The organism is Flavobacterium ginsengiterrae, assembly GCF_039539785.1.
Lineage (GTDB): Bacteria > Bacteroidota > Bacteroidia > Flavobacteriales > Flavobacteriaceae > Flavobacterium > Flavobacterium ginsengiterrae.
On record NZ_BAABDU010000001.1, the window covers coordinates 139,043 to 157,351 of the forward strand.

An 18,309-nucleotide genomic window follows, 5' to 3' on the forward strand; every position below is an offset into this window, starting at 1 on the left:
GCCGATTTTCGGTTTTCAGCCGTTTATTTTGTCCATATGGTAATGCGCGAGCCATTTTTCCATCCTCTGCGGAAGCTTTATTTCTCCAGGGCCGCCTGTGGGGTCAAAGAGTTCTGTGATGGTCCTTGAGTAATGGAATTTTCTCTCCTCGAACTGGCAGGTAAACCTCGGGAGTTCATTATCGGAAACCATCCAGCTGCCTTGCGCTGTTTTTTTTATTTCAAACTTTTTCATTCTCTGCCTGCAGCTTTAAGGGCGGCAGCTTAATATCTGTTGTGAAAGGCAAAATTAGGATTTTATTTTTATTTAGGGCCGTTTGATGTTCAGCCGGGTTCATTGGAGTGGGGAGCACTGTATAATTTATTATGCTGTTTTAATTTAATTTTATAGGAGTTTTATCCCGCTATGCGTTTCAATATTTTATACCGAACTCCGGCACAAAAGGATTTCCACTGCTATCGGGGCTGGGGCTGCTCTATACTCAATCTGAAATTTAATTAAGGCTCTTTTTTATTTAAGTTTAGTTTTACTTGTAATTAGAATGTTTTTTTATGTACTAGAGTGACCTCCACTGACAAATTTCCACAAATTTAGATGATTAAAGAAATTGCCTTGATTTAAGATAATAATTTGAAATTTTTATTCAAGGGCGTTCTGTGTGTGTTGTAGGTTCTTTTTTAATCTTCTATTATAGAAAGAAACATAGTTGAGATAAATATATTTTTATCCCTTTCCATTGGTAAGTCGGTTGATGAGGTCATGATGGGAATAATATAATTATAATTTTGTAGAGGAATAATATTTGCGACAAGGTCCATGTCATTTCCAATAATGTGTTTTGAAATCAGAGAAGAAAAATCTGAATTTGTTCTAAAGAAAATGGCATCACTATAATTTCCTCCACCTAATTCTCCAGCTATTATTACACCGCCATCTTTTGATTCTATTATTGATTTTGTAAAAGGTTGTTTCTTATACTTATCATAAAAAGTAATATTCTGCCGTAATTTAATGGCTCCATTTGAGCTTAATCGGTATAATATGTAATCTTTAGCGCTGTTATTAACGACAAGAATATCTCCTGTTTGAGTTAATGCCATTGCCCCGGAATTCAAGTCATTTAATTGCGTTTTCCATATAATTTGACCGTTTGAACTTAATTGTATAATTGATTGGTAGCTGCTATTACCAACAGATGAAATCAGTGCGATAAAATTATCATTGAAAGGAATTAATTGAGATCCATAGTCATCTAAATTTGTGCCTAGATTCACTTTATTTTCTATAATTCCATCTTTGTTTATTTTGATAAGCCAACTATCAAAACTTCCTCTGTTTGCTGGAAAATCATGATCATTAGAATTAGACATACCAATTAATACAAATCCGTTTCCATCTGGTTGTATGTCCTGAAAGAGATCATCTTTTGATCCGCCATAGCTTTTTTGCCATAATAAATCGCCATTTTTGTCAATTTTACACAGCCAAAGGTCAAAATTTCCATAGTTTTCACTTAGGTCTCCGTCATTGGATTCAGAGCGTCCTATAATTATATAATCACCATTTTTATCTTGTATAATAGAATTTGGATAATCCTTTTTACGTCCCCCATATCTTTTTTCCCAAATAATGTTAAAATTAATATCAAATTTAATTACTATATAGTCAGGGTTAATATAATCAGTGTCAGTGAAAATGCCTATATAACCATTGTCGTTTGTTTTTACAAGCTTTTGAATTTGTTTGTCGTTAAAAATAGTTTGATATGAAAACTCTAATTTATGTGGTATTTGTGGTGAAGGAGTTTCTGGCTGGACTGTGCTTTTTTCTAAATTGTCATCGCTTGCGCAACTTGAGAATGTTAGAATATACGCAAATAGTAAAATTAATGAAAAATGAAATTTGAAAATTCTCATGTAATTGTTAGTTAAGTGTAAAAAAAAATGGTTTGTAAGAAAATATAGTAAGACAAATATATGTATAAATTGAAAGAATATTTCACGGTTTTCCGTAATTGGTAAAAGTCATGAGAAAAGGAATATTTTTGTTGTTTTTCAGTTAGCAGAATTATTTTTTTTGAATTAGTAAATGAATTTTCAAAGTCAATAAAAAATCGTATTTTGCTGTATTTTGTTATAGCTGAGCATGTTATAGGCGTAAAGGGACTCGAGCCATAGTGGTCATTATTACTTAATGCAATATTACTGTCTGCATCCGATTCGAACCTAAACTCAGCAAAGCTTGATTTTGTTGGGTTTTCACTTTCTCAAAAATCAGTATGCCATGATTCTGACACGAAAGTTAGAACGGTAAAGCATCGGCAAAATTCGTCTCAGCTTTTTATGTGAAAAAAGTATGAAGTCCATCTGGTTTTGTAGTGATGATCGTTATAGAGTCCATACTTGAATACGAAAAATTGACCGGACAAATGTTATTAAGTATGTAAATGTGAAAAATTTCAGAACATTGCAGTCTTGCAGTAAGAAGAAATTATAGATCATATTCATGAAGATTTGCCAAATTACTATACGATAAACGATGCGGAAAAAATCTCTATTAATGGGCTATTATAGTGGGATACTGGCAAGCCTGAAAGTACTTTCGTCTTTCTGGTTAATATAGTATTCTTTTGTTCATTCCTCATCTACTCGGACCTAAATTCTTTACCGCTTTTTGTGATTTTTACTATTGATGAAAATGATGTGTCAAAATTTGGCACAAAATTTAAACCTTACAAATTTCCCTAAATTCAACTTAAATTTGTTTGAGAGGTGTCAATTTTCTCTAGGAGTTAATTGCTGAATTTAGCTTTAAATCTTTTGTCCTCTCCCAAAATATAGAATTGTAATTAATGGGGCAATTATTAAGTATAAAATTAGATATATAAAGTTTTTTTCCATGCCAATTGCTTTAAAAGTCATATATGAAAAAACGGAGGTGGTAATAATTGCTATAATACATAAAAAAAATTGCATTTTTTTATGTAGACTTTCTCGATTTTCGTCAGTGATCTCAACTGGGTAATTAGCTGATTGTGGGTTTTTTACCAAAAATCCTATAAAAAGTAGTATAAGTAGATTAACTCCAGAAGAAATCAGCAATGACTTTTTACTGCTGTAACCGTCTACCTTCCCAGTTATATCCACATGAGAAGCGACTGTTTGTGCAATTTCTGAATAATGATATAGTAATAGTACAAGATAGGTTAAAAATATCGATATACTAATGAGGTAAAGTAGTTTTATTTTTTTTGATACCATAAGTTAAAATTAATAGATTGATAAGTAGGATAAAGAAATAGTATTAAAGCGGCACAAATTGAAAAGAAAAACGAAAATATTCCATGGTAGATGATTATAAAAAAATGAAATAATATTCCAAAGCACAGAATTGTTTTGCGATATTTTACAGATGCAGCTAATCCTAAGAATAATAAAATTTCCAATATAATAACACCGTAAGTAAGTAATGAAACAATAATTGGATTACTTAAAAGTTTGTTCATAACTGCCGAAATACCTGTAGGCATTCCAAAGACGCTATGGTTAAACCAGTAGTAAATTGCTGTACCATTTACCCACTCCGCTACACTTAGTTTACCTAAAGAAGCGTGATAGTATATTATTGCGACTTGAATTCGTATAATCCAGATTGAAAACAATCCAATAATATTTTTTGCTGAGTCATTAGGTTTTATATACATCCAATGATTTTTTCTTGGATCAGTTAAACAAAATGGTATCAATAAGAAGCTTAAAATTGATGCAATTTGATCGCCTCCGTCGATGATCGAAGAAAAGTAAAGAAAACTTATGCAAACCCACCAGTGCAATAATGAAGTAATCTTTATGAAATACCCTGAAATAGTTATACAAAGAATTATTATAGCCAATCCCTTCATGTATATAATATTGTCAAAGCCGCATAATGTAAAAAAGTTGTATTTATTTATAGGTATAATGGGGTTTAGTACAGGGTTTATTATTGTACCGTCTATCTTCTTATGAAATAAAATACTAATTGGATTTAAAACCAAAGTAAGTAAAGTTCCCAGGGCAAGTATACTCCTTGCAAAGCCGACAGTATTTGTATATGGGAAAAGCTCTAAACAAGAAGTTTTAATGCGGTTATTAATTTTCTCTATCATTGCATATTATGTTAAGGCGAATTATTTTTGCAGGCATTTTTATTCTGCCTAACGATCGGCTCCAGGCCCAAGGCACGGCCTTTTGATAGATTACGATATATTCACCGCACAAGATTTGGTTTTCCATCTGATTTTTAACTGAAATTACTTCCAGGGGCACTTTAGAATATAATTTTTCCTGATAGCTCCACATCGTATTATGATATAGACTATCATTTATTTCCCTTTTAATGAATTGTAATTCAGACAGTATCTTTGATGCCCTTCTCTTTAGCCCGAATAAATTATTATGAGAGGAGTGCCTTTGCGAAATTTCTTCGAATTTATTGTCGGCGTTTTTCTGGTAAATTACAATTTGAGCCTCCCTTGGATTTCTTGTAAAAAAAGCCCAGCCTTGTGGAACAAATGTAAAAAGTTTATTTTCCAAATTTATATTTAGTTTAATCGGGTTCTCATTTACGGTGTAAAGGAAAACTCCTGCGATAAATATAAATGCAAAAATGGCACAGACGGCAAAAGTAAAAAAATACTTTGTCCCATCGAGTATCTTACCTCTCTGCATAATATTCGGCAATTTCATTAACCAATGTTTCTGTTCTTAAAGTAGCTTCCTCAGGATCTACTATTGGACCAGGTGGCGTTATATCGTCAGGCCCGATATAATCCATTCCCGTACAATCTAACCCGCAATTAATAGCTCCGTCATAGTTTACTTGATTACCTGAATCGATACTAGGGCCATAAAATGCAAATTTAAAATAAATCAAGGCGGTAACTGCCACTGTATTGTGTGCTGCTATCGCAAAATATGCTACACAGGCAACAGCCCATGTGCAGGGAACTACAGTCTCATTTTCATCGGTTATCATGTTTTTTTTGAGTAAACTGTCATATTCTCCTTTGTCAATAGCTGTCTGAAATGTTTCAATGTATGTTTTAAAACTGTCTTGTTTATTAAGTTTGAGTTTACCGGTATATATGTCAGATTTTACTTTACGAAAAACTTTCTTCAGTTCAGGAAATATCACCTCAAAATTTTCTTTAATCATAGTAGAACCCAATTCGATGCCAAGTTGTACTTTTCTTTGATCACCACTTGTGACAAGTTGTTTGAATTCGGGGAAAAAACTTGGATTTTTGGTTTTGATTTCTTTCACAAGAAGGTCCAGCTTATTAACCACTTCAATTCTTTTATCGCCTTTAAGGCTATTGGTTAAATCTATTTTACTTTTTAACTGGTTAATATGGACTGCAAATTCTCCAACACCAAAGAAAATGGATTTGAATAGCTCTACATCGGTGTAGTCAGCTGCTTTTTCTGTTCCGGACTGGCTGCTTTCGGATGGGCTGCAACTTACTATTAAACTAAATGCTAAAGCGAATGTGATTTTAGATAAGTAGTTTTTTATTACATACATGGTTTAAATTTTTTGATTAATAGATTTTAATTAGTTTTTATATATTCAATATGTGATAATTATTAATAGTCAAACCATTATTTTTTAAGATGCCTTCTGCATATTCCCGCTGTTTCATAATAGATTGTATTGGTAAGTTTTGTCATAGTATTTGTGAAAAATTTCAGACTAATTAGGGCAAATATAGAAGATAATGTCGAAAATGCAAGATGTTTCGTATACAAAAATATATTATATCCGTATTTTTAAGTAGATGCCCAAAGGCAGGGGATCTACCCCATGTTTCTAGATTTAAAATAACTTTAGAATTGTTTGAAATACGTATTCAAACAAGTTGCTCGTAGTAACAAGCTGTAATTCTTACGATATTTTCTTAGTTATAATTTTTCGATGTCAATTCTTCCTAATATATTTACGTGACACTTATATTCGAACCTAAATTCAATAAATGTTGATTTTACTGAGGGGTTAATTTCTTAAAAAATAATGTGCCGCGATTTTGCCACGAAAAGTAGATTTGTGGAAAATGAATAAAATTAGCGTTGAATTTTTTGTTTAGCAAAGGTATGAAGTTCAACAGTATTGCAATTTGATTCTGCTAAATCTACATTAGGAAGTTTGTAATAATTTTTGTTTACATCTTGATTTTAAGCTCGTGTTTTAGCGAAAAAATGAAATAGTACACTAATATAAAATGAAATGTACATTTGTGTTTTAGGAAGGTCTTTATGATGAGTGGTTTATGTTTTTTTTGAGGTTGCCCAAAAGCGAACCCATGATTCGACTCATTAACCGTGTTTTCATTTCAAAACGCCCCTGCAGGGCGTACAGGACAGCATCAACGGCTGTTTTTTTCTTTTTTGCACATTTGATTTTTTAGCCATGATTATGAAAATAGCTTGTACGGTCCTCTTTACAGTGGCTTTAGGCTTACTAATTGTTTTTTATAATTGTACATTTCCATTTTTGGGATGCTATATAAATCAGTCTCTCTTTTAAAAAGAAAATTAATATTCCAAATTCGCCTTAGCATTTTGTGGCAAAAAAGGTATCAACTCCAAACCCCTTGTACCATGATTTTGCCAGAACTCTAAGACTGGTGATCCATAAAATGAAAAATAGAATAAAGCCCATACTACCGCAAGAAAAACATATGATAATTACGCCAGATTTGTTAATTTTTTTAGATCATATAATTTTAATGTATAATTGAATAGAGAGTTTTCTAGTTTACTAATAATGCAAATGGTTTTCATTTGCTTTTAGAATGGGCCTACGTCGTTTTTATTTTTGGTCAGTATAAAAGAAATTTCTTTGTTAAAAAAATATTGCCAAATGTGGATTCCCGTACTTAAACCCTGCAAAAAGTTTTTAGCTTAGACTTATTAATCTTATATAAGTAATGTTTATAACATAAATTACTAAATAAAAAGGGTGGTGTAGTACAACTAGTTTATATTCAGATTATTATGGGTAAGTATCTCTATAAACTCTGAAAGTTTATTTTGAAAGGCAAACAGTGCATAAAATAAATAACAAAACAGTAAGCAGCATAAAGCTTACTCTGCCCCAATTATATAAAAGGAAAATATATGATAATTCTTAGGCACGAAGCAGCTTTAGCGGGCTATGACGAAACAACTGGCCCTTTTATGGCCGTTGACAGCAATACCCGTGCATATGAAACTTACACTGCAGACCAAATAAATGTCTCAATGGGTGTCTATCAGATTAATGGAGTTAAACCATGATAAAAAAGATAATTTTACTAGCTGCCTGTTTTCAGGCAGCTGTATCTGTATATGCTCAAACAGAAAAGCAGAAGCAGATGATATATGAGCAGATAAACAGAGATTCAAAAATGGAAGGTATCATAAAGAAAATTGATCCCATTGAAAACAAAAAGGCGCTGTTTAGAGATGCTCAAGTGCTTCCGGTTTTTAAGATCAGGATGAAGAAAGACTTTAAGCCAGAGCTTATACAAAACAAAAACTACTATTTAGTTTTATATCTGCAGAGACTTTATGTTTTCATGGATAATAAGACCACTCGTTTAGTTGAGAATAATCCAGTTGTTACAAGTATTTTAGACTTCAACAGCAAAAAGATAAATTATTTTGTAGTTTACTTTACCGATACTTTTTCCTTTAATAACCAGTATCTAATGCCCTGTCTGGTGGATAAAGACCTCAGCGTAGTAATTGACAAGGGAAGCAGCTTAAGTTTTGAGAGTTATATTGATAAAAGGTACGGTTCAAAAGATAAATATGAAGAAAAACTAATTTTGGATGAAAAACGGCAAAAACTGTCTGTGAATGAATTTGATACTGCAGTAAATTATAATTACGAAGCTTATCAAACGATCTGTTCTCAGGATACTCTTTTGGTGATAAAGACGATGATAAATCAGATTGGTTTTGCAGTTAAAACTTTGACAAAGGAACAGCAGGAAGAACTCACCATTAGGTTGAATTTCAAAATAAATCCTGACAAGCTGTTAGAAGAGCAATTAGGAAATACATTAACTGCGGCAAAAGTAAAAGAATCTGACATTAAAATAGCACTGGCACAAAGCAGAGCTGAAAATAAGAAAAGAGTTAAAGAAAATGTTAAACAAACAGGACTTTACAGCTTTAATATTTATAATGTAAGTACTACCGAAGAGCTGATAGATATATTAACCAGCCAGCAGTTTAGTGATTACAAAAATTATATCGATTTATGGTATCCAATTATTGAAACTCAAAACAATTATAATAATAATAAATACCGTTATAATTATGGAAAGGATATCTTGGAAAAGCAGGTGTGATAAAAGAGCATGACCATGCTGGATTTTCAGAATATGTTAAAAAAAGATTAATAAGCTGCGGCAGTTCGAACAGAAAAAACTAGTGTGTAATAGATTAATCATGAATTATAATGTAATCCTGACGTATCGGGAAATGTTAAAGTACACTTTTAGCGGTAATGCTTTGTTATGGTTAGCTGGTTACTTAATTTGTACTTAGTTTTTTTATTCTTTTAAAGATTGTTTTCATTGAGTTGTGGCCTGTGAACGTGAGGTTGGTTGAAAAGTTTGGCTGATTTAAACAGAAGTATTTTCCGAGTAAGTAATAAATTTTTAAAAGAAAAGAAAAGTAAATTTATGCCTTTAATAGCAGTAGATTATTAGGATAAGTAAGTTGTAACTATTTGTATTATAAGGTATTAATGTGAGTAATGAGTGCTTGGTAATATGAAAATATAGGATTAAATTATCGTTTATTACTAGTGGTAAATATGGTTCTTCAGCAGGGAAATGCTTTTAGTTCGAAATCCTGCAATACATAAACATTAGAAATTTCTAAAGTTTTTTTTCGAAAGCAATATGGATTTTTCTCTAGCTAGATGTGGGGATTCAGCATTGTTAACTAGCGTTTAGTATACCATTTTGAGGGGGAAAAACCAATAGTGATGCCTCCCCAGGTATGAAAGGATTTGCCGCCTCGGTATTCCTGGCTTCTGCCGTAAAAAGAATATTTAGCGTAGAAAAAATCACCTGCTATGAAATTGATGCCACCGTTAACTTCAAATAATAAACGGTTGACATCTTGATGGGAAATCGTATAGACGCTTCGATCATTAAAGAGCAGTCCTTCCAGGGTGGCATTGTAGGCAGCGATTCGAAAGCTTGGTTCGACAAAAAAATTAAACCGTATATTTTTTTTCGGCGTCTCTCTGTTTTCTGTTAAGGCAGGGAAACTGACGGCATAATCCTGCAGTATGGAAGAGTTGTAATTGAATAAATCCAATTTAAAGCCTCCCTGCAGATTGATCATGTAATTACCAATATCAGCTTTTGCGGTCCAGTAGGGCACCACGCACTGGAAGTTTGAAAAGGACTGCTGCGGCGTAATCAATCCCTGCATACGGGTATTGTAGTTTACAATAAGTGAACCATTGAATCCAATCTGGTTATCCCACCCCTCAGGCTCAGGTCTTTCTGAACCAAACCAGTGATTTCTATGGACATAAGCCTGAGCATTGCCCGGACCCGGAGAGCCGATAGAACCCACTACAAGATCAGATTGTAAAATCAATCCCCGGGATCTGTCATAGGATATATTTCCCACACTGACAAATAATAGCGAAGCATAGGGACGGTCACCTTTTACAATTTCGGAGGCCGCAATATCCTGAGGCGTATAGGCTGTTCCTCCGAAACCGAAACGTTGTATGTTGAACACCGGAGATTCATTTTTAAATTTATAGAACGGAAGCCATTTCCATTTTATTTCAGGCGTCAGTAATTCAAATTTGACGGCTCCTGTATAGTTCTCGTCCTTATTATGAATGCCCAGAAAATCATTCTCTGTTGTCAATAAAGCCTGGAAACCGGATCTGCCCTGCGGCAGGATATTAACCGAATGCAGCAGAAGCAGATATAAAAAGAATTGTTTCATAACAGTTAGTATGTAATTGAGTAACGAGTGTCAATATTGCAATGTGAAACCCATTTCAAAGTAAAAGTCTTAGCCGTTTATTACCAGCTCCAATGTTGAAACGGATTTTTAAAAATAAAACTATATCCAGAATGGATCATCAATAGTAGACGGCTGGCCGGCCCCTTATTTGTATGTGATTATTGCGGCTGATTTGTACTTTCTTGCACTCAAAGCCTCCCAGCTGTCCGCAGGTTATAATCCTTTGGTTCTTACAGAAGAATCTGCTCGAAATTTGACTGGCAGAAGTGCAGATATGATCGTCAGCTCTTTGTTATATTTTGACAGCTTCCACCTGCCATGGTGTCTGTTTTCACCCACCTTACTTTCGAATTTGCCGCCGTCAATAAAATCCGATAAACCTGATCTGTCTTAAGTAATTTTGAATGTCTTTTTCACTTCCGCTGTTTTGTGTCCATTTTACCAATTCCATTTCCAAGAAGCTCCTTGGATGTTTGTGCATTTGAAATTGCGGCCGTCATCTGCTTGAACAGAATAAATAAAGCTTTTTCATACTAGTTACTGTTACGGTTACCAGCTGGATTGCACCAATTTGTCTAATTACAAATTTACGAAGTTATAATGGGCTTTTCTTCTAAATACGTTAATTTTTGCCATAATTAACGGTTGATTAAGGCAGAGAGTTATGGGCGAAATCGGCGCTACATTCGTAATCGGATGAAGTTTTTGCGCGGGAAAAAGTATAAAATTAGATCAAGAAAGTAAAGACGTTCAACGGACAAATTGCGGCAAGTATTTGATTTAATAAGCAGAGTCATTTTTTGTGTTTACTTATTTTCTCGGCAAGTTTCATAGCATTAAAGGCATTTACAACTTTACCGGATTTTGACAATTCTGTAAATGAAATCTGTTTGTCGTTTGTCCCGGGTACAATGACTTCCAGGTTGTAGGTTGTTCCTGATTCTAGTATAATGTGTTTTACTTCAGCCGCGGTAAGTGTAGGATAATATGACCATATAATGGCAATTCCTGAAACTATCGGAGCAGCGAGTGAAGTTCCCGAATCAGATTTATATTGATTCCCCGGCGCTGTTGTATAAATTTGTTCACCCGGAGCAAATAAATCCACATTTTGTTTTCCGTAGTTCGAAAAATTCGAAACAAATGTCTTGTCTAATCGGGCTGAAATGGATCCGACATTAATAAAATTACTGCTTACTTCAGGTCTGCCGTCAAAAGTATTATCACTTGGATAATACGGGTTTTCATCGACATTAAAACGTTCGTTTCCTGACGCATGGACTAATAAAACATTATGCTTTTCAGCATATTTAAATGCATCTGAAACCCATTGCTGATGTACCGAAAATTCTTTTCCAAATGACATGTTAATAATTTTAGCGCCATTATCTACAGCATAATAAACCGCCATTGCAATGTCTTTATCATTTTCGTCTCCGGAATAGGAAATGTTAAGTGACATAATTTTAACATTTTCCGCAATACCATTTATCCCAATAGTATTTTGACGATTTGCCGCTATTATTCCTGCCACTTTTGTTGCGTGTCCCTGCAGATTTTTAAAGCCGTTTTTAGAGATGCTGATAGTACCGCACCCAAATCCTTTTTCCAAAACTTCCGGATCGTCACGGTGCAAGCTTGACTTTTCTGATGCCGAATCTAATGGAAACTTTAAAATGACCCATTACCATCAGAATTACGGTTATAATCTGGAAGCGGCACTGGAAAAGCATTCGATAAAGGAGCTGGATACGCCTAAGTTCAGGGAAGATTTGATTAATTCTCTTAAAAAAGGAAATATCCAGTCGGTAACTGTTGTCGTTCAGGGAGAGGAAAGAAAACGTTTTGTGGAAGCCAATCCGCAGTTTAAAACTATCAGGATGTATGATTCCCAGATGCAGCGCATCAATGACCGCGAAAGCAAAGAGCAGAAGAAAAGCGAGTCAGAGTCCAAAAGCACCTCTAAAGAAATGAAAAAAGGAACCGAAAATGACAGCGATTCAGATCAGGATGAAGGGAAGAAAAAAAAGCAGTCCCGAAGACAGGGCGCGTCAATCTGATTTTTAAAAGTAATCACAGAGCCTGTTGTATTTCAGAATGTAAATAAATTTTTTATGGAAAATCTAAAACCCTTAACGGATTTTTTTTCGGCTATCGAAAAAGATTTTAGGATCAGCAGCACGCATATTGCCATTTATACGGCGCTGCTTTGTTTTCGTGCTGTTAAGGGTTTTAGTAATCCAATAGAAGTTTTCAGGGGGGAATTATCACCCATTGCTAAAATATCCTCCAAGTATACCTATCATAAATGCCTGCAGGAACTGCATGAATACGGTTATCTTAGATATGAGCCCTCCTTTAAAAAGACAAGAGGAAGCAGGATCTATTTTTTTGATTTTGAAATACGTACCATTTCAAAGCCATGACGGGATTTATTTTGAGGATTTTTTGTGCAGGATTCTGGCTGTGAATATTGAAATTATGTCAAAAGAAAGGATATGGGAAAAGCGGTAACAAAAGAAGATTTGAGGCAGTTTGGCATACTGCTGTTAGATAAAGTTGGTGAAGTTCTGAAAGAATCGCTGGATGTAAAGACTGCTGAAATCCAGCCGGAATGGCTCAAAAGCAGAGCCGTTCGAAAAATGCTGGATATCTCGGCAGGATCGGTGCAGGCTCTTAGAATAGGAGGCAGGGTCAGATTTAAAAAAGTCCTGGGTTCGTATTATTATAACAGAGAGGATCTTCAAAAATTATTTACAGATGAAAAATGAAAGAAACAGGGAGCAGATCATGCACTTATTTTCCCTTTATTTGAGTGATAAAAATCTAAACGTGTGGCATCTGGCTATCCTTATTGCCTTACTAAATATAGGATACAGCCAGGGACGTATAAAGAATATCCAAGTCAGCAGAAGAAGGATCATGGCGCTTTCGCATATACATACGATTCCAACCTATCATAAATATTTTAAACAGCTTCAGGATTTAGGCTGTATAAGTTACCAGCCTTCTTACCATCCGGCCTGCAGAAGCGAAATTAATCTGCACTTCAAGTGGCGGATTCAACAGTAATCAGCGGGCTGTGAGTTTATGATGTGGCTGCATGGACATGAAAGACCATGTATTTTTAAGGCACTATTGAAACGGTAAAGAAGACTCTTTACGGCATTCCTTAAATTAAAGGAATTCCAATTCGGCAGTCAGACAGCATTTTATTTTTCATTTTCCTTCTGGAGATAGGTTATAAAAGTCAGCGGTGAAAACCCCGTCACCTTTTTAAATGTGATGGTAAATCGGCTGTGTGAAGAAAAACCGGCCTGGTCAGCGAGAAAACTGATCTTATATTTTAAATAACTTGGATCATTTTTTAGACGCTCTACTATATAATTGATACGCAGTTCACTAATATAACCCGCAAAATCTTTTGATTTATGCTTATTAATCACATAGGATAAATAACGGTGGTTGACGCCCAGCTCTGCAGCTGCCGAATTTAAAGAAATATCTTTGCGCAGAAATGATTGTGAATTTTCGAATTCATCCAGATTTTTGAGAATATTGTTTTCTGCCGTCTCCGACATATATTCTTTACCCACTTCTTTTTTGGGCGATGCCTGTACATCCTTGATGACTGCTGAGTCCTGTTTGTTGATGTAGTTTTTGAATTTTTTATAATCGGACTGGCGCTTATAGAAATATAGTGCCAGGGTAATCAGTACAATAAAGATACAGCATCCAATGATTATATATGTGGTCTGCTGATAATGGGATTCATTGTTAAACTGCTTCCTGCGAAGGGTTTTTATAAGTTCATCTGCGATGGCTTTCCTGCTGTTCTCTTCGTTTTGATTTAGTTTCTGATTTTTTTCATTATAAGTAATGTACAGTGCGGCATCATTATTTTTATAGAAATCCATTAAAGAAGTATACACCTCCTGTTTTAACGTAAAAAAGTTGGAATCATCGGCAATTTTCTCGGCATCTTTAAAATTTTCCAGCGCTTTTGCCGGCATGTCTTTTTTGCTGTAAACCGCAGCAAGACCGTTTAATATAAAACCTTTCAATGGACTTTCAGCTGATCCGGAAATTGAAAGTTCTCTCTGGGCTTTGTCGTAGTAAAAGAAGGCTGAATCAACCTCGTTTAGGGACAGATAATTTTTAGCAATCATCTCGTCATTAACGGCCGTCTGAAAATTTTTATCTACCTCAGGACCTGTTTTTTGAAAGAGCTTGTTTCCATTTTTCAGGTGGCTGATTGCTTTTTTATACTCCGAGGCATACATACGGTAATAAGCCGTTTCTTGTGAAAGATTCCCCAGAAACTTATTCATCTCACTTTTATCGATGATCTTCCTGCTGGCTTTTACAGCCCTTTGAAGATGAATGCTGCCTAAGCTGTAGATATTATTTTCCCTGTACAGCGTTGATAAAAATCCGTTGATTCGAGCCTGCATCGTATAGTTATCTGCTCTGGCGGCGATACTGTCGGCTCTTTTTAGTGAAGCTACTGCTTCCTTTCTCAGGCCGTACTGGCGCAGCAAGGTAGCTTTAAGCATGCAGGATTTCATTTTCTGGCTGTCATCCACAGCAATAGAATAGAGATAATCGGTATTTTCTAATGCTTTTTTTGGATTGGAACTCAACAGTTTTTGTGCAGTTTCTGTGAAAATACGATCAAATTTAGACTCCTGAGCGGTACAAGGATTGCTGATGATTAGTATGATAAAAGACAGCAGAGTGTTTCTAAAGTGCATATATACTATAATTAATTCTAAAGTGCGGTGAAAAAAATACGTTGGTAAAAGAAATTACATTTTCGGGCAGTTTCAGTACAGCGATACTCCCAGATCAACGATAAACCGTCAGACGGTCAAAGCTGCTAATGTAAGAAAATCGATTTTAAAAAAAATAGTTTTAGACAGTATAACAAAATTAATTCTAATGTGATATCCCTAGATCTTGTAGATTTTAAGCTTTTTTATGACATCTGTGCTTCTGTAAGGCGATTCACATCGAGCACCCGCCTGTCGTAATCCTTATTTTACTTCTACAGAACCATACAATTTAGCGTTTTGTGTAACTGTCATATTAACAGTGATTTGTGTTTTTTTCAGCGCTTGAATATTTTTTATTTTACGTAATTGGTAAAGACAATACTTTAGGAAGAGACTTTCAAAAAGGTACATTCGCGGTCAAATTTTGAAAATTATAATTATGATCGGGAATATTTACAGGCGGTATAAAAGTATGGCCAGGTACTGCGGCTTCAACTTAATAGTATTGATGTTGATCCATTATGAAGTAACAGCTCAAAATAATAATCACCAGGATTACTACAAAGTGATTTCATTTGGTGAAAAAATTGATTTTGGACATATAGACCAGACCGTCATCTGGACAGTGGCCAATGCTGAAAAGAATCTATACAGTACCCTGCGGGGCAATGAGGTCAATGCCTATGCTTTTCAGGAACCGGGCGTATATGATATTACTTTTCAGGAATCTAAAAAACATGACGATGCATGTACTCATGATTCATTTCCTGATCGGTTTCGTGTCAAGGTGGAACCGGTCAAAATCACTTTTGATTTTTCAAAGATTACTTTCTCGGAGCCCATTGTCAGAGGACGAAATTATTCAGATTTAATTATTACCGTTCCCGCTAAAATCAGCAGCAGGGAAAACAATGCGGTAAAACTTCCAATGCCGGGCATGTCTATAGCGGGAATTGGTGTTGCTTTGACCGGTGCTGCTGTTGAAAAAGAAATCATGGCCGTGAACACAACAAAATTAATGAAGTATAAACTATCAGGGATCGTTAATCAGGAAACGTATCTGATGTTTGATTTTTATGATTTTAACAATCAGGTACAGACTTACAATCTGCCTCAGGTAATAAAATAATCCATACAGTATGATAAAAAATTACACTAATGCAAATCGTTTATTGAATTTACAAAAAACAGCCCTTTTGTTTTTTGTAATTTTTATAGGCAGCCAGACAGCGGCAGCACAGTGTGCCACACCTCCTGCAGGTTGTCCCAATACCGATCTGTCTAATTTTGGAGCTGCATCCAATACCAATGCGGCAACCATTGAATATGATAATTTCGTATCGAGTTTTCACACGACCATTGTGAGGACTTCAGACGGTTCTTTCCAGACCTGGGGTGAAAAGATTTCGAACACAGGTGCCAATCAATTAGCGCCTTTAACGATTAATAAGGCTAATTTTCCAGCCTTGTCAACGGGTGCTGTTCCTTTAAAGGCGATGCTGGGAAGCAGTTCATCTGATAATGTCCAGGGGATACTTTTAGCAACCGATGGTTTATATGCCTGGTCCTACAGAGGGGTCATTCTGGATGCTTCCCTGACCACGAATACCACTTTTCAAAAGGTGACGATAGGCGGTAACGCCAATGGTCTGCCTCCCGGAGTTACGCCTGGGGATGTTAAAATGATGTTTGCAACTTACAAAACACTTGCTATTACCACCTGCGGCGGTGATGTATGGGTGATTTCGCAGACAGCTGCAGTGAGAGGAAATGGCGCTGCCGGGAACGCACTGAATTGGTATAGAGTGCAGACTTCGGAATCAGGGAACCCATTTTTAACGGATGTAGTGGCCTGCCGCGGTAATAACGATGGTCTTATGGCTTTAAAATCTGACGGTACAGTGTATGTATGGGGAACCAGTGTTTTTTTAGGAGATAATACAGCGGCTGCGGATCAGCATTATGCTGCAAAGATGACAATTCCTGCCGGGATTACACCCAAAATGATTGGTTCGTCAGGAAATAACGGATCAACACGTTCACATTATATTTTAGCGGCAGATGGTAATTTATATGCTTTAGGTAAAAACGGCAGCAGACAATTGGGTGATTGGACTAATGGAGAAAGATTATCATGGATACAGCCTAGATATACTTCTACGACAGGGCCTGTAATGAATAACATAAAATGGTTCAGCCCCCAGGAGCATGATTCTCAGTATGCTTCAGTAAATGTTTTGACGAACGATAATAAAATTTATGCCTTCGGTAACAGTTCAGGATCGATGCTCGGACTAGGAAGCGGCAGTGCTAATAACCCTGCTGTTCCAGGAGGTCTGACAGCTTCAGATAATTATCTTGCTGTAGAAACAGGAGGACATACCTCAATGCTGGTAAAAAGCTGTGAAACCAAATTTGGATATGTCGGACATAGAATCAGCGGCAGTATGGGAGATGGTACTAACGACAATACCAATGAAACCAGTTACACCTTTAAAACAGCTAACGTACAGATCTGCGGCGCAGAATCAAATCCAGCTATTCAGCCCATTTCAGCCGGAGGGGGACCTGATTCTAAATACTGCGTTGACGATCCTGTGCAGCTGAATCCAACGCCTGCAGGAGGGACACTTAGTATCTTAAGCGGTCCTGGAACCTTATCGGGAAACACGCTGAACTTTACTGGAGAAGGTACCGTTTCGGTACAGTATTCTGTAACTGCGGCCTGTGGCGGAACATCGGTAACGACCCGAGCTTTTGAAGCAGTACTCTGCCCGGCTGATCTTGAGATCACCAAAACGGCGGATCAGGCTTCAGCCAGTGTGGGAAGCACGATAATATTTACCATTACCGCCAAAAATAATGGTACTTATAAAGCTACAGGGGTAACTGTAAACGATGTACTTCCTTCAGGATATACTTTTGTAAGTGCTACTCCTTCGACTGGTACCTGGACTGCACCAACATGGACTGTAGGAAGTCTTGCGGGAGGTGCAAGTGCAACTTTGCAGATTACAGGTACTGTTAGAGCAACAGGATCTTATGCCAATACAGCGACTGTTTCTGGAAATAACCCAGACGGTACAACTGGAAATAACTCGGCAACTGCAACGCCTTTAGTTCAAACGAATCTTTCTGTAACGAAAACTGTTGACAATACTACACCAAATGTTGGAAGTGATGTTACTTTCACCATTACAGCTTCTAATGCAGGTCCTAGTGCAGCGACAGGAGTAACGGTTACTGATAATCTTCCTTCTGGGTATACTTTTGTGAGTGCCACACCTTCGACAGGTACATGGTCAGCTCCAGATTGGACTATTGGAGATCTTGCTAATGGAGCAAGCACAACTCTTACCATGGTAGCAAGGGTAAATGCAGCAGGTTCATATGCGAATACAGCATCTATTACAGGTTCAGAAAGTGATCCTGCGCCAGGAAATAACTCTGGTTCAGCTACACCAACTGTAAATCATGCGCCAACTGCGGTAAATGATCCATAT

The 18,309-nt window shown here is 36.0% G+C and carries 17 protein-coding genes; 8 read left to right on the forward strand and 9 right to left on the reverse strand.

Annotated features, from left to right (window positions below; translation table 11 throughout):
- Nucleotides 1-15: 15 nt before the first annotated feature.
- From ABD859_RS00585 to ABD859_RS00605, 6 genes are all read right to left on the reverse strand, one after another.
- Nucleotides 16-234, reverse strand: coding sequence for a hypothetical protein (locus tag ABD859_RS00585; protein WP_345138814.1), 219 nt, complete (start codon nucleotides 232-234; stop codon nucleotides 16-18).
- A 443-nt stretch (nucleotides 235-677) separates the two neighbouring features.
- A complete protein-coding gene (locus tag ABD859_RS00590; protein WP_345138817.1) occupies nucleotides 678-1,916 on the reverse strand; it encodes a hypothetical protein in 1,239 nt (412 codons plus the stop codon).
- A gap of 894 nt (nucleotides 1,917-2,810) precedes the next feature.
- Nucleotides 2,811-3,260, reverse strand: a complete 450-nt coding sequence (locus ABD859_RS24150) for a DUF1648 domain-containing protein (RefSeq protein WP_425554211.1) — start codon at nucleotides 3,258-3,260, stop codon at nucleotides 2,811-2,813.
- Nucleotides 3,242-4,147 (reverse strand): sporulation-delaying protein SdpB family protein, encoded by a 906-nt coding sequence (locus ABD859_RS00595; protein ID WP_345138819.1) that lies wholly within the window; start codon nucleotides 4,145-4,147, stop codon nucleotides 3,242-3,244. Before ABD859_RS00595 ends, ABD859_RS24150 begins: the two co-directional genes overlap by 19 nt.
- Nucleotides 4,131-4,709 (reverse strand): SdpA family antimicrobial peptide system protein, encoded by a 579-nt coding sequence (locus ABD859_RS00600; protein ID WP_345138822.1) that lies wholly within the window; start codon nucleotides 4,707-4,709, stop codon nucleotides 4,131-4,133. The genes ABD859_RS00595 and ABD859_RS00600 overlap by 17 nt, the downstream gene beginning before the upstream one ends.
- Nucleotides 4,696-5,565: a sporulation delaying protein family toxin gene (locus ABD859_RS00605; protein ID WP_345138825.1), complete on the reverse strand. Its 870-nt coding sequence runs from the start codon at nucleotides 5,563-5,565 to the stop codon at nucleotides 4,696-4,698. The genes ABD859_RS00600 and ABD859_RS00605 overlap by 14 nt, the downstream gene beginning before the upstream one ends.
- Nucleotides 5,566-7,157: 1,592 nt before the next feature.
- Between ABD859_RS00605 and ABD859_RS00610 the strand changes: the two genes are divergently transcribed.
- Together ABD859_RS00610 and ABD859_RS00615 are read left to right on the forward strand one after the other, a co-directional pair.
- Nucleotides 7,158-7,316, forward strand: coding sequence for a hypothetical protein (locus tag ABD859_RS00610; protein WP_345138828.1), 159 nt, complete (start codon nucleotides 7,158-7,160; stop codon nucleotides 7,314-7,316).
- Nucleotides 7,313-8,377 carry a hypothetical protein gene (locus ABD859_RS00615; protein WP_345138832.1) on the forward strand — a complete coding sequence of 355 codons (1,065 nt, stop codon included), beginning with the start codon at nucleotides 7,313-7,315 and terminating at the stop codon, nucleotides 8,375-8,377. The genes ABD859_RS00610 and ABD859_RS00615 overlap by 4 nt, the downstream gene beginning before the upstream one ends.
- Nucleotides 8,378-8,978: 601 nt before the next feature.
- Here the strand turns inward: ABD859_RS00615 and ABD859_RS00620 are convergent.
- Both ABD859_RS00620 and ABD859_RS00625 read right to left on the reverse strand, forming a co-directional pair.
- Nucleotides 8,979-10,010, reverse strand: a complete 1,032-nt coding sequence (locus tag ABD859_RS00620) for a lipid A-modifier LpxR family protein (RefSeq protein WP_345138835.1) — start codon at nucleotides 10,008-10,010, stop codon at nucleotides 8,979-8,981.
- A gap of 814 nt (nucleotides 10,011-10,824) precedes the next feature.
- Complete coding sequence (locus ABD859_RS00625) at nucleotides 10,825-11,667, reverse strand: S8 family serine peptidase (protein ID WP_345138838.1); 843 nt, start codon at nucleotides 11,665-11,667, stop codon at nucleotides 10,825-10,827.
- Between the two features lie 40 nt (nucleotides 11,668-11,707).
- Here ABD859_RS00625 and ABD859_RS00630 point away from each other — a divergent pair, with 40 nt between their 5' ends.
- The 4 genes from ABD859_RS00630 (at nucleotide 11,708) to ABD859_RS00645 (ending at nucleotide 13,103) form a co-directional block, all read left to right on the forward strand.
- Nucleotides 11,708-12,091, forward strand: coding sequence for a hypothetical protein (locus tag ABD859_RS00630; protein ID WP_345138841.1), 384 nt, complete (start codon nucleotides 11,708-11,710; stop codon nucleotides 12,089-12,091).
- Nucleotides 12,092-12,145: 54 nt separating this feature from the next.
- Nucleotides 12,146-12,457 carry a hypothetical protein gene (locus tag ABD859_RS00635; RefSeq protein ID WP_345138844.1) on the forward strand — a complete coding sequence of 104 codons (312 nt, stop codon included), beginning with the start codon at nucleotides 12,146-12,148 and terminating at the stop codon, nucleotides 12,455-12,457.
- A 72-nt stretch (nucleotides 12,458-12,529) separates the two neighbouring features.
- Nucleotides 12,530-12,802 (forward strand): DNA-binding protein, encoded by a 273-nt coding sequence (locus ABD859_RS00640; protein ID WP_345138846.1) that lies wholly within the window; start codon nucleotides 12,530-12,532, stop codon nucleotides 12,800-12,802.
- Between the two features lie 19 nt (nucleotides 12,803-12,821).
- Nucleotides 12,822-13,103 carry a hypothetical protein gene (locus ABD859_RS00645; protein ID WP_345138849.1) on the forward strand — a complete coding sequence of 94 codons (282 nt, stop codon included), beginning with the start codon at nucleotides 12,822-12,824 and terminating at the stop codon, nucleotides 13,101-13,103.
- Nucleotides 13,104-13,243: 140 nt separating this feature from the next.
- On the opposite strand, the gene ABD859_RS00650 is transcribed toward ABD859_RS00645, so the two are convergent.
- A complete protein-coding gene (locus ABD859_RS00650; protein WP_345138851.1) occupies nucleotides 13,244-14,785 on the reverse strand; it encodes a helix-turn-helix domain-containing protein in 1,542 nt (513 codons plus the stop codon).
- Nucleotides 14,786-15,314: 529 nt separating this feature from the next.
- Here ABD859_RS00650 and ABD859_RS00655 point away from each other — a divergent pair.
- Entirely contained in the window at nucleotides 15,315-15,935 is a 621-nt protein-coding gene (locus tag ABD859_RS00655) for a hypothetical protein (RefSeq protein WP_345138853.1), read from the forward strand.
- Between the two features lie 10 nt (nucleotides 15,936-15,945).
- The coding region (locus tag ABD859_RS00660) for a DUF7507 domain-containing protein (protein WP_345138855.1) at nucleotides 15,946-18,309 on the forward strand (2,364 nt) is incomplete at its 3' end.

Excerpts from the sequence above, each read along its gene's own strand:
- ABD859_RS00585 (WP_345138814.1), bottom strand. The coding sequence starts at position 234 with ATGAAAAAGTTTGAAATAAAAAAAACAGCGCAAGGCAGCTGGATGGTT.
- ABD859_RS00590 (WP_345138817.1), bottom strand. The coding sequence starts at position 1,916 with ATGAGAATTTTCAAATTTCATTTTTCATTAATTTTACTATTTGCGTAT.
- ABD859_RS24150 (WP_425554211.1), bottom strand. The coding sequence starts at position 3,260 with ATGGTATCAAAAAAAATAAAACTACTTTACCTCATTAGTATATCGATA.
- ABD859_RS00595 (WP_345138819.1), bottom strand. The coding sequence starts at position 4,147 with ATGATAGAGAAAATTAATAACCGCATTAAAACTTCTTGTTTAGAGCTT.
- ABD859_RS00600 (WP_345138822.1), bottom strand. The coding sequence starts at position 4,709 with ATGCAGAGAGGTAAGATACTCGATGGGACAAAGTATTTTTTTACTTTT.
- ABD859_RS00605 (WP_345138825.1), bottom strand. The coding sequence starts at position 5,565 with ATGTATGTAATAAAAAACTACTTATCTAAAATCACATTCGCTTTAGCA.
- ABD859_RS00610 (WP_345138828.1), top strand. The coding sequence starts at position 7,158 with ATGATAATTCTTAGGCACGAAGCAGCTTTAGCGGGCTATGACGAAACA.
- ABD859_RS00615 (WP_345138832.1), top strand. The coding sequence starts at position 7,313 with ATGATAAAAAAGATAATTTTACTAGCTGCCTGTTTTCAGGCAGCTGTA.
- ABD859_RS00620 (WP_345138835.1), bottom strand. The coding sequence starts at position 10,010 with ATGAAACAATTCTTTTTATATCTGCTTCTGCTGCATTCGGTTAATATC.
- ABD859_RS00630 (WP_345138841.1), top strand. The coding sequence starts at position 11,708 with ATGACCCATTACCATCAGAATTACGGTTATAATCTGGAAGCGGCACTG.
- ABD859_RS00635 (WP_345138844.1), top strand. The coding sequence starts at position 12,146 with ATGGAAAATCTAAAACCCTTAACGGATTTTTTTTCGGCTATCGAAAAA.
- ABD859_RS00640 (WP_345138846.1), top strand. The coding sequence starts at position 12,530 with ATGGGAAAAGCGGTAACAAAAGAAGATTTGAGGCAGTTTGGCATACTG.
- ABD859_RS00645 (WP_345138849.1), top strand. The coding sequence starts at position 12,822 with ATGCACTTATTTTCCCTTTATTTGAGTGATAAAAATCTAAACGTGTGG.
- ABD859_RS00650 (WP_345138851.1), bottom strand. The coding sequence starts at position 14,785 with ATGCACTTTAGAAACACTCTGCTGTCTTTTATCATACTAATCATCAGC.
- ABD859_RS00655 (WP_345138853.1), top strand. The coding sequence starts at position 15,315 with ATGTTGATCCATTATGAAGTAACAGCTCAAAATAATAATCACCAGGAT.